Annotated in this window: 16 protein-coding genes and 2 pseudogenes; all 18 read left to right on the top strand. The window is 34.4% G+C overall.

The features are described from left to right. Nucleotides 1-222: 222 nt before the first annotated feature. Nucleotides 223-1,641 carry a mannose-1-phosphate guanylyltransferase/mannose-6-phosphate isomerase gene (locus tag BTHERMOSOX_RS05500; RefSeq protein WP_138120121.1) on the top strand — a complete coding sequence of 473 codons (1,419 nt, stop codon included), beginning with the start codon at nucleotides 223-225 and terminating at the stop codon, nucleotides 1,639-1,641. Next, nucleotides 1,641-2,078: a GDP-mannose mannosyl hydrolase gene (locus BTHERMOSOX_RS05495; protein ID WP_138120120.1), complete on the top strand. Its 438-nt coding sequence runs from the start codon at nucleotides 1,641-1,643 to the stop codon at nucleotides 2,076-2,078. Before BTHERMOSOX_RS05500 ends, BTHERMOSOX_RS05495 begins: the two co-directional genes overlap by 1 nt. Before the next feature lie 2 nt (nucleotides 2,079-2,080). Beyond that, nucleotides 2,081-3,175, top strand: coding sequence for a GDP-mannose 4,6-dehydratase (gene gmd, locus BTHERMOSOX_RS05490; protein WP_138120119.1), 1,095 nt, complete (start codon nucleotides 2,081-2,083; stop codon nucleotides 3,173-3,175). Nucleotides 3,176-3,217: 42 nt separating this feature from the next. Continuing rightward, on the top strand, nucleotides 3,218-4,174 hold the full coding sequence (fcl, locus tag BTHERMOSOX_RS05485) for a GDP-L-fucose synthase (RefSeq protein WP_138120118.1): 957 nt from the start codon (nucleotides 3,218-3,220) through the stop codon (nucleotides 4,172-4,174). Next, nucleotides 4,171-5,346: a nucleotide sugar dehydrogenase gene (locus tag BTHERMOSOX_RS05480; RefSeq protein ID WP_138120117.1), complete on the top strand. Its 1,176-nt coding sequence runs from the start codon at nucleotides 4,171-4,173 to the stop codon at nucleotides 5,344-5,346. Before fcl ends, BTHERMOSOX_RS05480 begins: the two co-directional genes overlap by 4 nt. 50 nt (nucleotides 5,347-5,396) lie before the next feature. Further along, on the top strand, nucleotides 5,397-6,404 hold the full coding sequence (locus tag BTHERMOSOX_RS05475) for an NAD-dependent epimerase (RefSeq protein ID WP_138120116.1): 1,008 nt from the start codon (nucleotides 5,397-5,399) through the stop codon (nucleotides 6,402-6,404). A gap of 14 nt (nucleotides 6,405-6,418) precedes the next feature. After that, nucleotides 6,419-7,688: pseudogene (tviB, locus tag BTHERMOSOX_RS05470) on the top strand (Vi polysaccharide biosynthesis UDP-N-acetylglucosamine C-6 dehydrogenase TviB). Then, nucleotides 7,689-8,730, top strand: a pseudogene (locus BTHERMOSOX_RS05465) (NAD-dependent epimerase/dehydratase family protein). A 17-nt stretch (nucleotides 8,731-8,747) separates the two neighbouring features. Next, on the top strand, nucleotides 8,748-9,746 hold the full coding sequence (locus BTHERMOSOX_RS05460; RefSeq protein WP_138120115.1) for an STELLO glycosyltransferase family protein: 999 nt from the start codon (nucleotides 8,748-8,750) through the stop codon (nucleotides 9,744-9,746). Then, nucleotides 9,743-10,849 (top strand): glycosyltransferase, encoded by a 1,107-nt coding sequence (locus tag BTHERMOSOX_RS05455; protein WP_171004654.1) that lies wholly within the window; start codon nucleotides 9,743-9,745, stop codon nucleotides 10,847-10,849. Before BTHERMOSOX_RS05460 ends, BTHERMOSOX_RS05455 begins: the two co-directional genes overlap by 4 nt. After that, nucleotides 10,846-11,784 carry a hypothetical protein gene (locus BTHERMOSOX_RS05450; protein ID WP_138120113.1) on the top strand — a complete coding sequence of 313 codons (939 nt, stop codon included), beginning with the start codon at nucleotides 10,846-10,848 and terminating at the stop codon, nucleotides 11,782-11,784. The genes BTHERMOSOX_RS05455 and BTHERMOSOX_RS05450 overlap by 4 nt, the downstream gene beginning before the upstream one ends. Then, nucleotides 11,781-12,536: a class I SAM-dependent methyltransferase gene (locus tag BTHERMOSOX_RS05445; RefSeq protein ID WP_138120112.1), complete on the top strand. Its 756-nt coding sequence runs from the start codon at nucleotides 11,781-11,783 to the stop codon at nucleotides 12,534-12,536. The genes BTHERMOSOX_RS05450 and BTHERMOSOX_RS05445 overlap by 4 nt, the downstream gene beginning before the upstream one ends. Continuing rightward, complete coding sequence (locus tag BTHERMOSOX_RS05440) at nucleotides 12,527-13,582, top strand: glycosyltransferase (RefSeq protein ID WP_138120111.1); 1,056 nt, start codon at nucleotides 12,527-12,529, stop codon at nucleotides 13,580-13,582. The genes BTHERMOSOX_RS05445 and BTHERMOSOX_RS05440 overlap by 10 nt, the downstream gene beginning before the upstream one ends. After that, on the top strand, nucleotides 13,583-14,404 hold the full coding sequence (locus BTHERMOSOX_RS05435; protein ID WP_138120110.1) for a glycosyltransferase: 822 nt from the start codon (nucleotides 13,583-13,585) through the stop codon (nucleotides 14,402-14,404). It begins immediately after the preceding gene. Beyond that, nucleotides 14,401-15,567 carry a prenyltransferase/squalene oxidase repeat-containing protein gene (locus tag BTHERMOSOX_RS05430; protein WP_138120109.1) on the top strand — a complete coding sequence of 389 codons (1,167 nt, stop codon included), beginning with the start codon at nucleotides 14,401-14,403 and terminating at the stop codon, nucleotides 15,565-15,567. Before BTHERMOSOX_RS05435 ends, BTHERMOSOX_RS05430 begins: the two co-directional genes overlap by 4 nt. A gap of 2 nt (nucleotides 15,568-15,569) precedes the next feature. Beyond that, nucleotides 15,570-16,787, top strand: a complete 1,218-nt coding sequence (locus BTHERMOSOX_RS05425) for a lipopolysaccharide biosynthesis protein (RefSeq protein WP_171004653.1) — start codon at nucleotides 15,570-15,572, stop codon at nucleotides 16,785-16,787. Further along, nucleotides 16,760-18,067, top strand: a complete 1,308-nt coding sequence (locus tag BTHERMOSOX_RS05420; RefSeq protein WP_138120107.1) for a hypothetical protein — start codon at nucleotides 16,760-16,762, stop codon at nucleotides 18,065-18,067. Before BTHERMOSOX_RS05425 ends, BTHERMOSOX_RS05420 begins: the two co-directional genes overlap by 28 nt. Beyond that, on the top strand, nucleotides 18,064-18,624 hold the full coding sequence (locus tag BTHERMOSOX_RS05415; RefSeq protein ID WP_138120106.1) for a sugar transferase: 561 nt from the start codon (nucleotides 18,064-18,066) through the stop codon (nucleotides 18,622-18,624). Before BTHERMOSOX_RS05420 ends, BTHERMOSOX_RS05415 begins: the two co-directional genes overlap by 4 nt. Nucleotides 18,625-18,791 lie beyond the last annotated feature (167 nt).

The raw sequence follows: 18,791 nt of genomic DNA, 5'->3' as shown, positions 1-18,791 counted from the left end.
GGGCAGATTTATCAGCAGATACAATAGAATCTGAGTGGAAAATCGCCTAATAGAGCGCTTAGCCTACTGATTTTAAACTCTTTGTAGAAGGGTGGCTAATTCATGAATCTTGATAATAGCCATTATCATTATTGATAAATCTGCTAATAAAACTTTACAAACTTTACAAATATAGATGATTACAAAAACGCTATTTACTGAATTCTTAATTATTGATCTGCAATGCAAATAATCCCAGTTATCCTATCGAGTGGTTCTGGTACACGCCTGTGGCCCTTGTCTCGTAAACAATACCCTAAGCAATATCTACCGCTTGTTGGTGACAACACTATGCTTCAAGAAACTATTCTGCGTTTAAGTGGCTTAAACAACCTCGCAGATCCGATTATTGTTTGTAACGCTGATCATCGTTTTTTAGTAGCTGAGCAGTGTCAACAAATCGATATTAAAAACCCAACAATACTGCTTGAGCCTGTTGGCAGAAACACCGCGCCTGCTATTGCCGCCGCCGCACTTCAATCACTTAAAAATTCAGATGATGCAGTGCTATTAGTTTTATCAGCTGATCATGTTATTCAAGATATTGATGCGTTTCATCAGGCTATTAATATTGCTTGCCAGCAAGCGCAAGAGGGCAGGTTGGCAACCTTTGGTATTGTACCAACCGATGCTAATACGGGTTACGGCTATATCAAATCTACAAAAGAAAGTATTAATGGTGCGTACAAAGTTAAAGAGTTTGTTGAAAAGCCAGATCTTAAGACTGCCGAGTCATATCTAGAACAAGGTAACTACCTTTGGAATTCTGGCATGTTTATGTTTAAAGCTACTATGCTAATTGATGAGCTGACTACTCATTCACCTGAAATTGTCACGTCAATCAATAACGCTGTTAATAATGCCGAGCAAGATCTTGATTTTATTCGTCTTGATAAGCAAGCATTTGAATCATCTCCAAGTGACTCTATTGATTACGCACTCATGGAGAAAAGTGATAATGTGGTTGTTATATCTTTAGATGCACAGTGGAATGATATTGGTTCTTGGTCTGCACTGCATGATATTGGCATAAAAGATAGTAATGGTAATGTAATTCAAGGTGACGTGTTTACCGAAGATACAACCAACACTTATATTCACGCTAACCACCATATGGTGGCAACTATCGGCGTACAAGATCTAGTGATAGTAGATACGCCTAATGCCACACTCATATCAACCAAAGATAAATCGCAAGAAGTGAAAAATATTGTTGAACAGCTTCAACGCCAAGACAGAGAGGAGCAATCTTGTCATCGCAAGGTTTATCGGCCATGGGGTTGGTACGACTCTATTGAAATGGGAAGGCACTTTCAAGTCAAGCGTCTTCATGTTAATTCAGGTACAAAGCTTTCATTGCAAATGTATCATAAACGTGCAGAGCATTGGGTAGTGGTCAGTGGCACAGCTACAGCCATTAATGGAGGAGAAGTTCTTACATTAACAGAAGGTGATTCAACATACATTCCGATTGGCGTAACACATGGTTTAGAAAATAAAACCAATGAACAGCTGGAGATTATCGAAGTACAAAGCGGCACTTATCTGGGTGAGGATGATATTGTGAGATTTGAAGATATTTATGGCAGGGTCAAAGATTAATGCTGGACGATACAACGTTTAAAACAATCATAGATTCAGCGCCACTCATCTCTATAGATATTTTATTAAAGAAAGATAACAAAATTTTATTAGGAAAGAGGATTAATAAACCTGCACAAGGTTATTTTTTCTCTACGGGTGGCAGAATTAATAAGAATGAATCCATTGACAATGCAATGGCAAGAGTAGTCTTAAATGAGCTTAATATTGAGTTAAAATCTATACCAAAATTTATTGGCGTCTTTGAGCATTTCTATGATGACAGTATCTATGAAAACGTATCAACACATTATGTGGATATTACTTATGAATATGAGGTGAAAGAGATTCCAGATTTACCAACCGAGCAACACAGTGAATACAAATGGTTTACTATTAACGAATTATTAGAAAGTAAACAAGTGCATGATTATACAAAGGATTATTTTAGGAATTAAATATGGCAAATAACAAAGTAGCATTAATTACAGGCATTACCGGACAAGATGGCGCTTATCTAGCAGAGTTTTTATTAGACAAGGGCTATGAAGTGCACGGCATTAAACGCCGTTCATCATCATTTAATACTGATCGTATTGATCATTTGTATCAAGACCCGCATGAATCTGATTGTAAGCTTACACTTCATTATGGTGATCTATCTGATTCAATGAGTCTAGTGCGCATCATTCAGCAAATCCAACCTGATGAAATCTACAACCTTGGTGCACAATCACACGTCGCTGTCTCATTTGAAACCCCAGAATATACAGCTGATACCGTGGGCCTTGGTGCACTACGCATACTAGAAGCTATTCGCATCTCAGGCTTAGAGAAGAAAACACGATACTACCAGGCCTCTACTTCAGAGCTGTACGGTGAAGTGCAAGAAACCCCTCAAAAAGAAACCACACCGTTCTATCCGCGCTCTCCATACGCTGCTGCAAAGCTGTATGCTTACTGGATTACTGTTAACTATCGTGAAGCCTACGGTGTGTACGCTTGTAATGGTATCTTGTTTAATCATGAATCTCCAGTACGTGGTGAAACCTTTGTTACTCGTAAAATCACCCGTGCACTAGCACGTATCTCACTAGGTTTACAAGACACAGTCTATTTGGGTAATATGAATGCTCTACGTGATTGGGGTCATGCTAAAGATTACGTTGAAATGCAATGGCTGATGCTACAACAAGATGAACCAGATGATTTTTGTATCGCTACAGGTGTACAGTTCTCAGTACGTGACTTTGTCAACTTCGCTTGGGGCTATCTAGGTAAAACCATCCGCTGGGAAGGTGAAGGCATGGATGAAAAAGGTTATGACACTGAAACTGGTAATTTACTGGTAGCAGTTGATAAACGCTACTTCCGTCCAACGGAAGTAGAAACCTTGTTAGGTGACCCATCTAAAGCTAAAGAAAAACTAGGCTGGGAGCCAAAAATTACGCTTGAAGAGATGGTGTATGAAATGATGGAAAATGACATCAATATTGCTAAGCGTGATTCATTAGTTAAAGAGTACGGTTTTAAAGCGCTAGACTTTAACGAGTAGTACAAGTAGTACAAGTAGACAAGTAGACAAGTAAACTATTAAATGAATCTTAACGATAAAATCTATATTGCAGGACACAGGGGCTTGGTAGGCTCTGCTATTATCAGACAATTAGAGTTAAGAGGCTTTACTAATATTTTAATGCGCATGCATAAAGAACTTGATCTTACTAATCAAGCACAAGTGCAAAGCTTTTTCTCGCAAGAAAACCCTGACTACGTTATCTTGGCGGCAGCTAAGGTAGGTGGTATTCATGCGAATAACACCTATCCTGCAGACTTTATTTATCAAAACATGATGATAGAGGCTAATGTTATTAACTCAGCTTTCGAGAGTAAGGTTAAACGTCTACTATTTTTAGGCAGTACTTGTATCTATCCTAAAGCAGTTGAACAACCTATGCGTGAAGATGTGCTACTTACCGATGTATTAGAACCAACCAATGAGCCGTACGCACTGGCCAAGATTGCGGGTATTAAGCTGTGTGAATCATATAACCGACAGCACGGTACAGATTTTAGATCAGTTATGCCAACTAACCTATACGGTATTAATGATAACTTCCATCCAGAGAACTCACACGTTATCCCAGCACTAATGCAAAGGTTCCACCAGGCGAAGGTTAATAACGATCCTGAAGTAGTTGTATGGGGCACAGGCAATGCTATGCGAGAATTTTTATATGTAGATGATATGGCGCAAGCATCATTATTTGTATTAGAACTAGATGAGCAAACGTACAAAGACAACACCCAGCCAATGCTATCTCATATTAATGTTGGCACAGGCAAGGATATAACCATTAGAGAAATGGCAGAAACAATGAAACAGGTAGTTGGATACGAAGGTAAGCTAACTTTTGACGCAACAAAGCCTGATGGCGCCCCAAAAAAGTTGATTGACGTGACTAGGTTGGAAAATATGGGTTGGCAGTACAATATAGATCTGAAAGATGGCCTTACAAAAACCTATAATTGGTATTTGGAGAGTTGTAAATGAAAATCACAATAGCCGGAACCGGCTACGTAGGTCTTTCCAATGCCATGCTTTTATCTCAAAATCATGAAGTTGTTGCTCTTGATATCATCCCTGAGAAAATCGAACAACTTAACAATAAAATCTCTCCAATAGTCGATACCGAGATAGAAGATTTCCTAGCTAATAAAGATCTTAACTTTACAGCTACCTTAGATAAAGAGCTGGCATACAAAGATGCAGACTTTGTCATCATTGCCACACCAACTGATTACGATACTACTAACAACTACTTTAATACCTTATCTGTTGAGGCGGTGATTAAAGATGTTATTGATATTAATCCTAAAGCGACGATGATCATCAAGTCAACCGTACCGGTTGGCTATACACAAAGCATTAAAGATAAGTTTAATATCAGTAACATCATCTTCTCACCAGAATTCTTAAGAGAGGGCTCTGCTCTTTATGACAACCTACACCCCTCACGTATCATTGTGGGTGAGAAATCAGATAAGGCCAAGCAGTTTGCTGACCTTCTAGTAGAAGGTGCTATAAAAGAAGATATAGATGTTCTGTTTACAGACTCTACTGAAGCAGAAGCGGTAAAGCTTTTTAGTAATACTTACCTTGCTATGAGAGTCTCATACTTTAATGAACTTGATTCATATGCTGAAGCGCACAACCTGGACGCTAAACAAATCATTGAAGGTGTAGGGCTTGATCCAAGAATTGGATCACACTATAACAACCCTAGCTTTGGCTATGGTGGTTACTGCTTACCAAAAGATACCAAGCAACTTAAGGCTAATTATAAAGATGTACCTAATGCACTGATTAGCGCTATTGTTGATGCTAACTCCATGCGTAAAGACTTTATTGCAGATTCAATCATTAGCAAGAATCCTAAGATAGTCGGCGTACACCGACTTATCATGAAGAGTGGCTCTGACAACTTTAGAGCATCTTCTATTCAAGGTATTATGAAGCGTATTAAGGCCAAAGGTATTGAAGTGGTTATCTATGAGCCAGTACTAGCAGAACAGGGTGAGAGTGAGTTCTTCCATTCTAAAATAATAAACAACTTAGAAGAATTCAAGCAAATCAGTGATGTGATTGTGGCTAATAGAATGGTGGAAGAGCTTAATGATGTTAAAGACAAGGTTTATACAAGAGATTTATTTAACTCAGATTAGAAAACAGAATAAGCAATAGTAATCAATAAATAAATTAAAAAGAATATCAAATGAAAATATTAGTAACAGGTTCAGCGGGCTTCATCGGCTCAGCACTCTCAATCAGACTTCTAGATAGAGGTGATGAAGTGGTAGGTATTGATAATCATAATGACTATTATGATCCTAAGCTTAAAGAAGCACGCCTAGCACGACATGCTGATCATCCGAATTACACACATATTAGAATGAACCTTGAAGATCGTGAAGCTATGGCTAAGCTATTTAAAGATGAGCAATTTGAAGGTGTGGTGAATCTTGCCGCGCAAGCAGGTGTGAGATATTCTATTGAGAATCCTTTAGCTTACATTGATACCAACTTAGTGGGTTTTGCACACATTCTAGAAGGTTGCAGGCATAACAAGGTGGGACACCTTGTGTATGCTTCATCAAGCTCTACTTATGGCCTAAACACCAAACAGCCATTTTCAACGCATGACGCTGTTAACCATCCAGTAAGCCTGTACGCAGCCACCAAAAAAGCTAACGAGTTAATGGCTCATACTTACTCACACCTTTATGATCTACCGACCACAGGCCTCAGGTTCTTTACTGTGTATGGCCCTTATGATAGACCAGACATGGCATTACAAAAGTTCACTAGAGCTATTATGAATGATGAGCCTATTACTGTATATAACTATGGTAAACATAGAAGAGACTTTACCTATATTGATGATATTGTAGAGGGCATTATAAGGATACTAGATAGGCCGGCACCACCTAATCCTGATTGGGATAGTAATAATCCAGATCCTCCAACAAGCAGTGCACCATACAGAGTTTATAACATTGGTAACAATAATCCAGTAGAGCTTATGGATTACATTGAAGCATTGGAAACCTCATTGGGTAAAACCGCAGAGAAAGAGTTGCTGCCATTACAACCTGGCGATGTGCCAGACACTTATGCAGATGTTGATGATTTAGTAGAGCAATTCGGCTACAAGCCAAGCATGAGCGTTAAGCAGGGTGTGGAGAATTTTGCGGTGTGGTATAAGGAATATAACAAATTTTAAAAGGAATAAAAAATATGAACTATAAAAAAATAGCCTTAATAGGTTTAGGTTATGTTGGCCTGCCTTTAGCTGTTGAATTTGGAAAAAAACGTGAAGTAATTGGCTTTGATATTAATCAAGGTAGAATTAATGAACTTAAAGATGGTCATGATGCTACTTTGGAAATTACCAAAAAAAGAGCTTAAAGATGCAATCTATCTAAGCTATACAACCAGCCTAGATGATATTAAAGATTGTGTTATCTTTATTATTACCGTTCCAACCCCAATTGATAAACATAAAAGACCCGATCTAACACCATTAGAAAAATCTAGCGAAGCGGTAGGCTCTATCTTAAAAAAAGGTGATATTGTTATCTATGAATCAACCGTCTATCCGGGTGCCACTGAAGAAGTGTGTGTACCAATTCTTGAAGAGAGATCAGGTCTAACATTCAATAAAGATTTTTATTGTGGATACTCTCCTGAGCGTATCAATCCTGGAGATAAAGAGCATCGTGTGACCACTATTAAAAAGGTTACCGCAGGATCTACGCCTGAGATTGCTACAGAAGTTGACGAACTGTATCAAGAGATTATTATTGCAGGTACGCATAAGGCAAGTAGTATCAAAGTAGCAGAGGCCGCTAAAGTTATTGAAAATACTCAGAGAGATGTAAATATTGCTCTTATTAATGAGCTCGCTCTTATTTTTAATAAACTGGATATTGATACTGAATCAGTATTAGAGGTGGCAGGCACAAAATGGAATTTCCTTTCATTCCGTCCAGGCTTGGTAGGAGGGCACTGTATTGGTGTTGATCCATACTATTTAACTCACAAAGCTATTGAGGTTGGTTACAATCCAGAAATGATTTTAGCTGGACGTAGATTAAACGATAATATGGGTTCATATGTAGCAGATCAAGTATCAAAACTTATGACTAAAAAACGCATCCATGTGGTTGGTGCAAACATCCTAATCATGGGTCTGACATTTAAAGAAAACTGCCCTGATCTTCGTAATACCCGCGTGGTTGATTTAGTTGAAGAATTTAAAGATTTTAATTGTAATGTGGATGTGTATGATCCATGGGTTGATAAAAATGAAGCTGTTCATGAATATAACATCAGGCCACTTGATAGTCCAATAAAAGGTAAATATGATGCCATTCTATTGGCAGTTGCGCATAATGAATTTAAAGAGTTGTCAGTAGAGCAAATTAGAGCCTACGGTAAAGATAGCCACGTATTGTACGATATTAAATACTTACTTAAAACTAATGAATCAGATGGGAGGCTATAAATGACTAAATACGAACAGCTACAAGAACATTTAAAGGGTAATCAAAACACTTGGCTAGTTACTGGCGTCGCCGGTTTTATTGGCTCTAATTTGTTAGAAAAGCTACTTATTCTTAATCAGAAAGTAGTGGGCTTAGATAACTTTGATACAGGTCATCAGTATAATATTGATCAAGCTATTGAGGATGCTAACGAGGCCACTGGTAAAGATTTAAGCAATAACTTTAGGTTTGTCAATGGTGATATTAGAGAACTAGAAGATTGTCAAAAAGCCTGTAGTGGTGTTGATTATGTTCTACATCAAGCAGCACTCGGCTCTGTACCAAGATCAATTGAAGATCCGATAAATACCAATAGGGCTAATATTGATGGATTTTTAAATATGTTGGCTGCTAGTAAAGATGCAAATGTACAACGTTTTGTTTATGCTGCATCAAGCTCTACTTATGGTGATCATCTAGATCTTCCGAAAGTGGAGGATAAAATTGGTAATCCTCTCAGTCCATATGCAGTTACTAAAGTTGTTAACGAGTTGTATGCTCAAGTTTTTGCAAAAACTTATGGTTTTAAAACTATCGGGTTAAGATATTTCAATATTTTTGGGAAAAGGCAAGACCCAAATGGCGCATACGCAGCAGTGATACCGAAGTGGGTGGCAGCCGTTCTAAATAAAGAAAATGTATTTATTAATGGTGATGGTGAAACCAGTAGAGATTTTTGTTATATTGATAATACAGTGCAGATGAACCTTCTAGCAGCTACCACTGATAATAATGAAGCCACTGATCAGGTGTATAACGTAGCACTTAATGATAGAACAAGCCTAAATAAGCTTTATCAAATGATTGAGGATAGACTCATCCAAAGAAACACAAGGACTAGAAAAGAAAGAGCCAATTTATAGAGATTTTAGAGCAGGGGATGTTAGACACTCCCAAGCCAATATAGACAAGGCGCAAACATTATTAGATTACCAGCCAAAGTACATGATAGAGCAAGGAATGGATGAGGCAATGGATTGGTATGTAACAAGTTTAAGATAATTAATTGAGTGAGCATTATGAATAAATGGATTGTAATAACAACTATCAATAAGCCAACTGAAGCAATAATAAAAATCGCAAGCATGTCGAAAGTCTATGATTGGTCAATTGTTGTTGTGGGTGACTTAAAGACTCCAAGAAATTGGAATCATCCTGGCGTGCATTATTTATCGATTGATAGACAAAATGAATTATTCCCTAAAATTTCTAAAAAAATACCCAATAACCACTATTGTAGGAAGAATATTGGATATTTATATGCAATAAATAATGGCGCCGACTGTATATTAGAAACAGATGATGATAATATTCCATATGATATTTTTGGACAAAATATAGAAAAAGCTGTAATTGGTAAAATTATTAAAAACTCTAAATGGGTTAATGTTTACAAGTATTTTACTGATAGTTTTATATGGCCAAGAGGGATACCATTAGACAGTATTCATGGAATGGGAAATATAGGAGAAAGTGTTGAAATTGATGCGCCAATACAACAGTATTTAGCAGATGGTGATCCAGATGTGGACGCAATATATCGATTATTATTTGAAAACGAAGTTTATTTTGATCAAAAATCTGATCCAGTTGTTTTAGACAGGGGTGTCTGGTGCCCTTTTAATTCTCAAAACACCATATTTTTTTCAGAAGTATTCCCATTATTGTACTTGCCATGTTTTGTAAGTTTTAGAATGACAGATATATGGCGGTCATTTGTAGCTCAAATAGGTTTATGGCATATAGGAAAAAAACTAACATTTTCCACCTCAACTGTAAAACAGGTGAGAAATGAACATAATTTGATGATTGATTTTGAAGATGAAGTTCCTGGTTATTTACAAAATGAGAATATTTCAGATATTTTAGAAGCTGTGCTGGAATCTTCAGATGTAAATTTAAATCTTAGTGAAGTTACAAAATTATGTTGGGAGCAGCTTATAGAGGAAGGTATTGTTCCAAAAGAAGAGTTAGAGCCAATTGAAGCATGGTTTCAAGAGTTAAAAAAAATAGAATGAAAAATCCGGGCTTAGTGAGTAATAAAAAGAAAATTTTTTTCGCTACCCAGTCTTGGCATAAGTCAAAAGGTGCTAACTATATTCAAGTGAAGCAAATGATAAAAGCTTTTTCAAAACAGTTTGATATTGTTTATGTAATTTTAAGGACTAACTTAAATTCAGAGAATTTTTTTACGGATAATGTGAATTCTCATGTAATTAATATGCGTAGATGTAGACTATGCTCGATAATCTATACGCTACAAACTTTATTGGCTTATATTAAGCAATCTAGGGGGGGTAATTTTTCTTTGGTTTACTCTAGAAATATCTTATTTTCATTTTTGGTTTCCAGATTAACTATTTGTAATCATGGCTTAGAGCTTCATGCCGGGGTTCGATCAAAATTAGAAGCATGGATGTTGAGAAAGATGTATAAAAAAAAAGTCGTACTATTTTGCATTTCAGAATCACTTCAAGAGCATATCAGGGGGGTTATTGGATCTAAAAAAGGTATTATTTCAATACCCGATGCCCATAATTTCCCTAGTTTAAATAGGGAGGTTTATACGAAAGAAATCTTATCAAAAGAAGTGATAAATGTGGGTTATTTTGGAAAGCTATCTCCACAAAAAGGTTTAGCAACAATTGTCGAATTGCTAAGGATCGCTAATAAGAAAAAAATTCAATTCAATATTTTTACACCTGATGAGAGGGTACTAGGCCCGAGTGACTCTTTGGGTGTATATGAGTACATTGATCATGACCAATGTATGAGCAGAATGTTGGAGCAAGATATATTGTTATTGTTGATTGAGCCACAAGGTGGAATAGCTGATATAAGTCCGTATACATCACCACTTAAGTTGTTTGAATATATGGCTATAGGTAAGCCAATAATCGCATCTAATCTTCCCATATTGAGAGAAATTTTAACCAGCGACAAGGATTCAATTTTGGTAGAAAATTCAGCAGAAAAGATTATTAAAGTTATATTAGATTTAAAAGATAAGTCAAGTACACGAGATTTAATTGCGCGGAATGCTAAAATTTTAGCAAAGAAGCATACGTGGGGCAATAGAATTAATAAGATAAATAAATCGTTTAAGGAATCAGTATTATGAAGCTAACAACAATTACTCAATTTGGCGCAAGATTAAGTCTTGCTAAATTACATATAAAAGCTTTATTGAAAGCTTCAAAGGAAAATAATGAAAAAATTAATCATATTATTTATCTAGTTGATCCAGGAAATTTGTTGCTATTGGAATACCTAAAGGGTGTTTCTAATAAGCATGATAATATTACTCTCTTAACACGAGATGATAATACTTTCACAAATTTTAAACGTCTTAAAAAAAGAGCGCCTTATGGAGGAGATTGTAATTATGATTTTTTAATAAGGCAGCCAGAGGTTAATGATATTTTTCTGACATTACACGATGATTCGATCATTACAACAGAGAACCTATACAAAGATATTATTTCAGCAATGAAAAACTCTGATTTTTCTGGCTATATAGACACAAGAAGAGAGATAGATGGATATCATGACATATTAATTGATAATGAGAGAATGTCAGATATTCGCCTGGGGACGTGGTTTACCTGTGGGAATACAGATACTTATCTTGAAAATAACTACCATATTGGAGATTATCGTAATTATTGGAAGTATTATCTAATGGCTAAGTATGGCTTTAGTCAGAGGCTGAAATTCCACAGACAAAAGGTGTGGCTTAATGGTGGTTTTGATTTAAATATCAGAGCAAGATTAAATGGCAAGAGGTTTAATATTATTTCTGATAAAAAAATAGCATATCATTTAACCAAAATAACTGGTTTTTTCGCTTCTGAAAAAAGAAATTTATTAGGCTATGCTGATTCAAAAGAAGAGGTTTCAAAATGGAAAGACTATGTTTCTAGCTTGATAGGTGATACAGAACAGCTTGAGCATGATTATAAATTTATGATGAATTTGGCGAGTGTTTTTGAATCTGAAGAGATTTTTGATCCTTTATTAAATAAAAAGACTTTAAAAGAGATATTCAATCCATGAATTTAAAACAAGAAAAGCAAGAGATGGAATATGATATCCCTTACCATTATTTACCGAAATTTATTGATGGAAATGTTATTCCAGGTTTGGAGTTAGATTGGGCTAGTGAATATTTACTTAGTTTAAGGCTGGTAGAAGAGTATGTAGAATATTTAAAACCGAATAGCCTGTTGGATATAGGTTGTGGTGATGGAAGGTTAGCAAATGAAATGTCTATAAAGTTCCCCAAGATGGCGTTTACTGGAATAGATTACTCCAAGAGAGCGATTCGTTTTGCACAAGCAATGCAAAATACCACTAATGTAGAATTTTTGGCAGTTGATCTGAAGCACGAAGAAAAAGAAATGTTGGAAAAATATGACATGGTTACTTCAATTGAAGTTTTAGAACATATACCTATTGATTCAGTAAGGGAGTTCTTTCATTTAAATATATCTAGAGTAAAAAAAAATGGCTATTTTCTTATAATAGTTCCACATGAAAATAAAAAGCTTATTGATAAACATGAGCAGCATTTTTCTAGTGAAAAAATATTAGAATTAATTGATAAATGTCCACGTAAATTAGAGGCTGTAGAGTTTCGTTATCTTGATAATAATAGTTGGATATTTGAACTATTTAGGAGGGCGATAAAAAATAGATTCTATACACTGAATCCACTCTGGAGGGCATTCCTTAAAAAGAAAATAACTTACAGTAGAGGGGAAGAGGGGGTCAGTGGAAGAATTTTCTGCTTAATTAGATGCAATTAAAAGAATATAAATTATTGGAGACTATGCTTTTAGGCTCTAGTATTGAAAGGTTAAATCAATTAGGATCAGGTAGGAGGGAGGAGGATTATTATCATAAAATAGATAAGCATATTAGGATGATAATATTCACCTACCAGAAATCAAGAGGAACAACTAAACAGTATGAGTTGCCCGTATTATTTCATAATAAATGGATTCAGTCAATTATAGGGACAATTGTTGTATTAAAGAAAAAAAATAGACCTGATATTATTAGAACTAAGCAATTTTGGGGCGCCTGGTCTGGTTGGATAATAAAAATATTGACAGGTGCGCCTTTAGTGATACGCTGCGGATATATATGGTCTAAGTCGTTTGAAATTGAAAGAAGTGGCGAGTGGAGGTGTGGTTCTAGCCTTCCTGGTTTGTTTGAAAAATGGCTAATTAATAAGGGCGATGCATATATTTTTAGTACTAAAGAGGTGGAGGAATATTATCTATCTTTAGTTAGAAGGCCAGTGCAATCTCTTGTTATACCAAATGCATTTAATTTAGATACTTTTAATTTTGATAAGCATACAAATTGGGATTATGATTATATTTATGTTGGAAGACTAATAGAGTTAAAAAACGTTAAAACCATGCTGAATATAATTCCTAAAGATAAAGATATCTTGGTCATAGGTTCTGGAAAATTGGACTATGAGGTTAAAAAATACAATAATGCTACACTTATTAGTAAAGTAGACAATTATGATTTACCAAAATATTTTAATAAGTCACAATGCTTTATTAGTATGTCAAAAACAGAAGGAAATCCTAAATCTGTATACGAAGGAATAATATGTGGAGCTTATCCAATATTATCAGATATTCCAGCACATAGACGTATTATTGAAGAGCTTGGGTACGGGACATTAGTACATAATGGTTGTGACCTACCTGACATTAACTTTTGCAAGGCTGATCACTCTAAATTAAAACTATTCAGAAGTAAATATAATATGATAAATGGCGTAGAGAAAGAAATTGATTTTCTAAAAATGATTATTTCTAAAAATAATTAAATGCCTATTGTTGATTTAATTATTTCAACAAGAAATGATAATGATAGTGCATTGATAAATACCCTGCACTCTATTGATAAGTCAAATTTTTTAGATTTCCGAGTTTTATTGGTTAATGATAGTAATAAGATTATTCCAGATAACATACTAGTTAATAGTTTAGTTGAGGTTGTTGTGATTGATAATCATGAAAGCTTAGGTCTTACATATTCTCTGATTTTTGCAATAAGTTACTCTAATGCTAAATATATAGCACGCGCAGATGTGGGAGATATTCTGCACCCAGCAAGAATAGAGGAGCAAGTAAATTATATGGAGAGCAATCCACTATGTGTTGTTTTAGGTTGCTCAACACGCATATGGGTCAAATCTCATAAAAGAAATTTAATTGATGCTGGTAGCTCTTTTTATTCAAAAAATTCAAAAGAAATTAAGAAGATGTTGCTAAAAACTAATCCATTTGTTCATGGAAGTATCATGATACGTGCGAGCGCCTACCAAGAGTCTGGTGGCTATGATGGTAATGTTAAAGTAGCCCAGGATTTTAATTTGTATATTAGAATGGCACTTCTTGGTGAACTTGCAATACTACAAAGGGTTTTAAGCCAACATACTTTTGATTTAAGTAACTCAACTACATTTGTGAAAAATAAAAAATCTATATTTAGTGCTTTAAAATCAAGGCTTAAGTATTTTTCTTTAAAAGATAAGCTGTCCAAATTTTTTATTTATGGTGTATTGAGAGATTTAATTTTACTAATGCTGCCTTTGAAGGTGTTGTTTAAATTGAGAGTTTATTTAATAACGAGAAACAAGGTATGAACTTAATTCAACAGGTTGAAAACTTTAGAAGTATAAATTTAAATGGATATTCGCATACATCTAATAATTTACACCCCTATTTTAAATCAATTTATGTAGAACTTTATGATCTTGTTTTGCAGCATATTATCAATGGTGACCCTGATAGAATACGCAAGCGTCTTGAAGAGTATAGGCTGCAACTTCAATCTGGACTTCTGTATGAAAATAAAAAAATAATTATAGGGAAGTGGCATAGTGACCTATATGTATCCTTACATTTATCAAGTATATATTATCAATTGGTTGATTATTATATTGATGACTTTCCAATAATTGACTTCTTGGAGAAAATATCTAAAGAAGGTCTTTATAGTAAATTAGATGAATTAGATTATTCAGATGCATGGCGTGTCAGTAATGAAATTATGTCTTATGCAGTTTTATTATCATTTAACGCTAAAAGAGGTTGTAATGTAGATAGTGTTGAGTGGTGTTTTGACTATATAGAGAGTAGACAAAATAAAATATCTGGATTGTGGGCTAGTGAAAATAAAAAATCAATTTTAAATAGTTTGGCAGCAACATTTCATTATTTACCGTTATATGATTTTTTGAAAAAGCCAGTGAAAAATCCTAAAAAAATATTAGATTCTGTTTTATCTTTAAAGCTACCAAATGGATTTTTTTCTAGTCCAGCAGGTTATGCCTGTATAGATTACGATTGTATTGCAATTTTATTTTTTTTAGTTCAGCAAGACTCTATAGAAAATTTTATCAGTCTCAAGCAAAAAAATGAAATATCTAGCATTGCTTTGGAATTACGCCAGTCTATTATTGATATGATTAATTCAGATGGCGGGTTTCCAGAGTTCGGAAGGGAGGGTAATCCTGTATCAAGTTCAATAATAGCATTAATGTCATATCGGAAGCATCAATGCTTTGAAACCTATTTATGGAATATGAAAAAAATTGCCAGACTATTTATTCAGAGTGATAAATTAGCATACTCTAACTCTGTGTTAATGTGTGTATCGAAGCCTCATGAAAGTAATTCATTTTCTGTTTGGTTTAGATATATGACTATATTAATTTGTGAAGATATGTTGGAATACTTAGGTCAGAATATTGACAGGTCTGCGAAACCTAAGAGATTTGATTTACCAGGATTGGGCAGGCTATAGAATTGATAAACTCAATTTACTACATATCAACTATTCTTAAAAGTGTATCGTTTTTTGTATCTCAAATTATATTTGTAAGATATTTGGGATTGGAAGAGTATGGAGAAGCGATGATCTGGTTGTCTATCCCAATTTATATCCAGACTTTTATAGGTATGATTTCTGGAGAAAGGATTGTAGGCGCAATAAATAATGGAACGAACGATGCATGGGAATCAATAAGTGCACATATTAGATATGTATTCTTATTAGAGTTTAAATTTTATACTGTAGGGCTCTCAATATTTTCAGCAATATTGTCAATTTATCTTATCTGGAATGACATCCCAGATAACGTAATTTTAGCAATTGTACTATTTATACCATCACTATTTGGCTACCATATTATTTTTAATTCATTTTTGAGTTCCGGGTCTTTTAGTCATTTATCTCTAATGTTGATGATAGAGTCTATAGTGGGTCTGGCAATAGTCTTAATTTCTGTAACATTGTGGCCTAGTATATATGGTTTAATATTTGGGTCTGCATTAAGAGTTATTATTGCAACTTTATCAGGGCTGATACTATTAATGAGAGAGTTTTCTAATCGAGGATTGAGTGTCAAGAAGTGTCCGCCTTCTTTAGTTAATAATTTAAAATTTCAGAAAAGAGGATTGTTGGTAAAATCCATTTGGTCTACGCTTGATGTTTTTTTGGTAGGAGTTCTATCATCAAATATACATGCAGGTGAATATCGAATAATAAAAAGCTTATCATCTATTATCTCTCTGCCAGCTCAACCGATATGGAATTTTATAAGACCAACATTACACGATTTATCTAGAGATAATAATGGAAAAAAGATGTTCGATATTATCAGAGGTGTAAGTTTGAAATTGGGCATAATAGCTGCATTATTCTTATTGATCATATATCCATATGTAGAGATGATTGTTTTATATATTTACAATATCAATATTACTGATAGCTTCTTACTAATATTTTACAGTTATATGTTTGCAACATTATCTACAAATGTAATTACTGCCTGGAGTAGGTTTGTAGCTGTATTACAGAATCGTCTTGATTTAAGTTTGAAAATAAATATTTTTATTTCTATAACTTTACTAGTATCGGTCGTAATTCAAATGACACTAATGGTGCCAGTACCAGTTACCCTGTCTGTTTCATTAGTTATCTCATCTATATTTTGGTGGCTTTGGTTATGGTCATGCAGATAAAAAGAGTTGCAGCTAAGAAATGGCTTTATGGGTGTTTAATATTTTTAACAATGTTTGGTCCTAAATTTGGTGCGTTTATTGATATTATTCCTATTACGTGTCTTGTTTTATTAGTTACTAATACATTTAAGACTAATAAAATAGTTGGAATTAATCATACGGCGATTTTGATTGCGGCTTATGGTATTTATTCATTATTTATTATAGCAATAATGAATGGTGTTTATGACCAATGGCATATATTCCAACCATGGAGGGCGCTAATCAATTATCTAGGTATCGTTCTAATTGTTAAATTAATGTTTGATGCAGGGTGGAATTGGCGTCAGGTTTTATCAATGGTGAATATCTCAATATATGTACATTCGTTAATAGTAATTCTGACATTTTTAATTCCTGACTTGAAATATGCATTGTTTGATCTGACAGGATTTATTGAAAAGTCATATTTACGCTCACCAGGATTGACGCATAGTTATGGAATTACATCTATACTAACTGCAATGCCTTTTATTTTAGTTTATTTTGTTAAGAATAGTTTGTTTTCAGTAAAGTATGATTATTTAGGTCTTGTTGTTGTATTTATTAGTCTTTTTCTTTTGGCGCGTGTAGGCTTGTATCTCGTACCTTTTTTGATATTCATACTCTTGGCGGTAATTATTTTTATGAGGCGCTTTAGATTTAAATATATTGCAATTATTTTTACTATTATTTTTACTGTGTATTTTTCTTTTCAATATCTGGTTGATATGGATACAGGGTTACTGGATGGGACTGGGACTATGATGGCAATATTTTTTAATGAATCAATTTGGCATTCTCTGGAGTTGGTTGTTGCTTATTTGGATGGAAATTATGAGTTAAAATCTTTTGAAGAAATTGGATCTTTTGACTATCATAACGAGACAGTTTTAGAGTATCTTTTTGGGACTGGGGAATATGGCAGAGGTGATAGGCAGTATTATCTTTATACTGATATTTCATACGCACATTTTTTTTCCATGGTTGGAATATTTGGAATTATATTGTTAATATTAATTCAAATATCTCCATATTTTATTTTTTTCAAATCTGCTCCCCCTCTAAGATTTGTATTTTTAGTTTTAACAGTAGTAATCCTTGTAACAAATTATAAAGAGGCGACATTCTTTACAAGAAATTTATTTTCATTGTGGTGTTATTTTTCAGCGTGCTTGTATTGGGATCACAAGTCTAAATATAAGAGAGGTTTTAGCTCAAAAAATACTTCAATTAATAATTTAATTAAAGTGCCAAAATGAAAAGAATATTTGATTTAATATTGGCAATCTTCCTATTCTTGACGTTGATAATCCCGCTTTTGTTAACAGTTATTTTGGTTATTGCCACCTCAAAAGGTTCGGTCCTTTACTGGTCTGAGCGTATTGGTAAAAATAATAAAATTTTTAAAATGCCAAAATTTAGGTCAATGTTGATAGATACTCCTGCTGTAGCAACCCACCTATTGGATAACCCAGATTCTTATTTGTCACCAATTGGTCGCTTTTTGCGTTTAAGTAGTTTGGATGAACTGCCGCAGCTCTTCTCTGTTCTAAAAGGCGACATGAGCTTTGTAGGGCCACGCCCTGCACTTTATAATCAAGACGACTTAATTGCTTTACGCACTGAGAAGGGTGTGGATAAGTTGCTACCTGGTATTACAGGCTGGGCACAAGTGAATGGACGAGATGAATTATCAATTCCTGATAAAGTGGCACTGGATGTAGAATATATGAATTGTCAATCCTTTTGGTTGGATATGAAAATTTTATGGATGACATTTTTGAAAGTGATTAAAAGAGATGGAGTTTTACATTGATCGACTAATTGCTTTCGTTATCAAGAATTAATAAACAGCTAATGTAATCCTCCCAAAAATTAACACTCAGTAAAAGTAGAACTTTCTTATAATAAAAACATAAGGAGATTCAAATGAAGACAACACGTAAATCAGATTCACAAATCATGCACTCTTTTTAGTACCCC

Origin of the sequence: Bathymodiolus heckerae thiotrophic gill symbiont (genome assembly GCF_900128515.1) — a bacterium.
GTDB lineage: Bacteria > Pseudomonadota > Gammaproteobacteria > PS1 > Pseudothioglobaceae > Thioglobus_A.
This window is presented reverse-complemented; position numbering and strand designations above follow the sequence as displayed.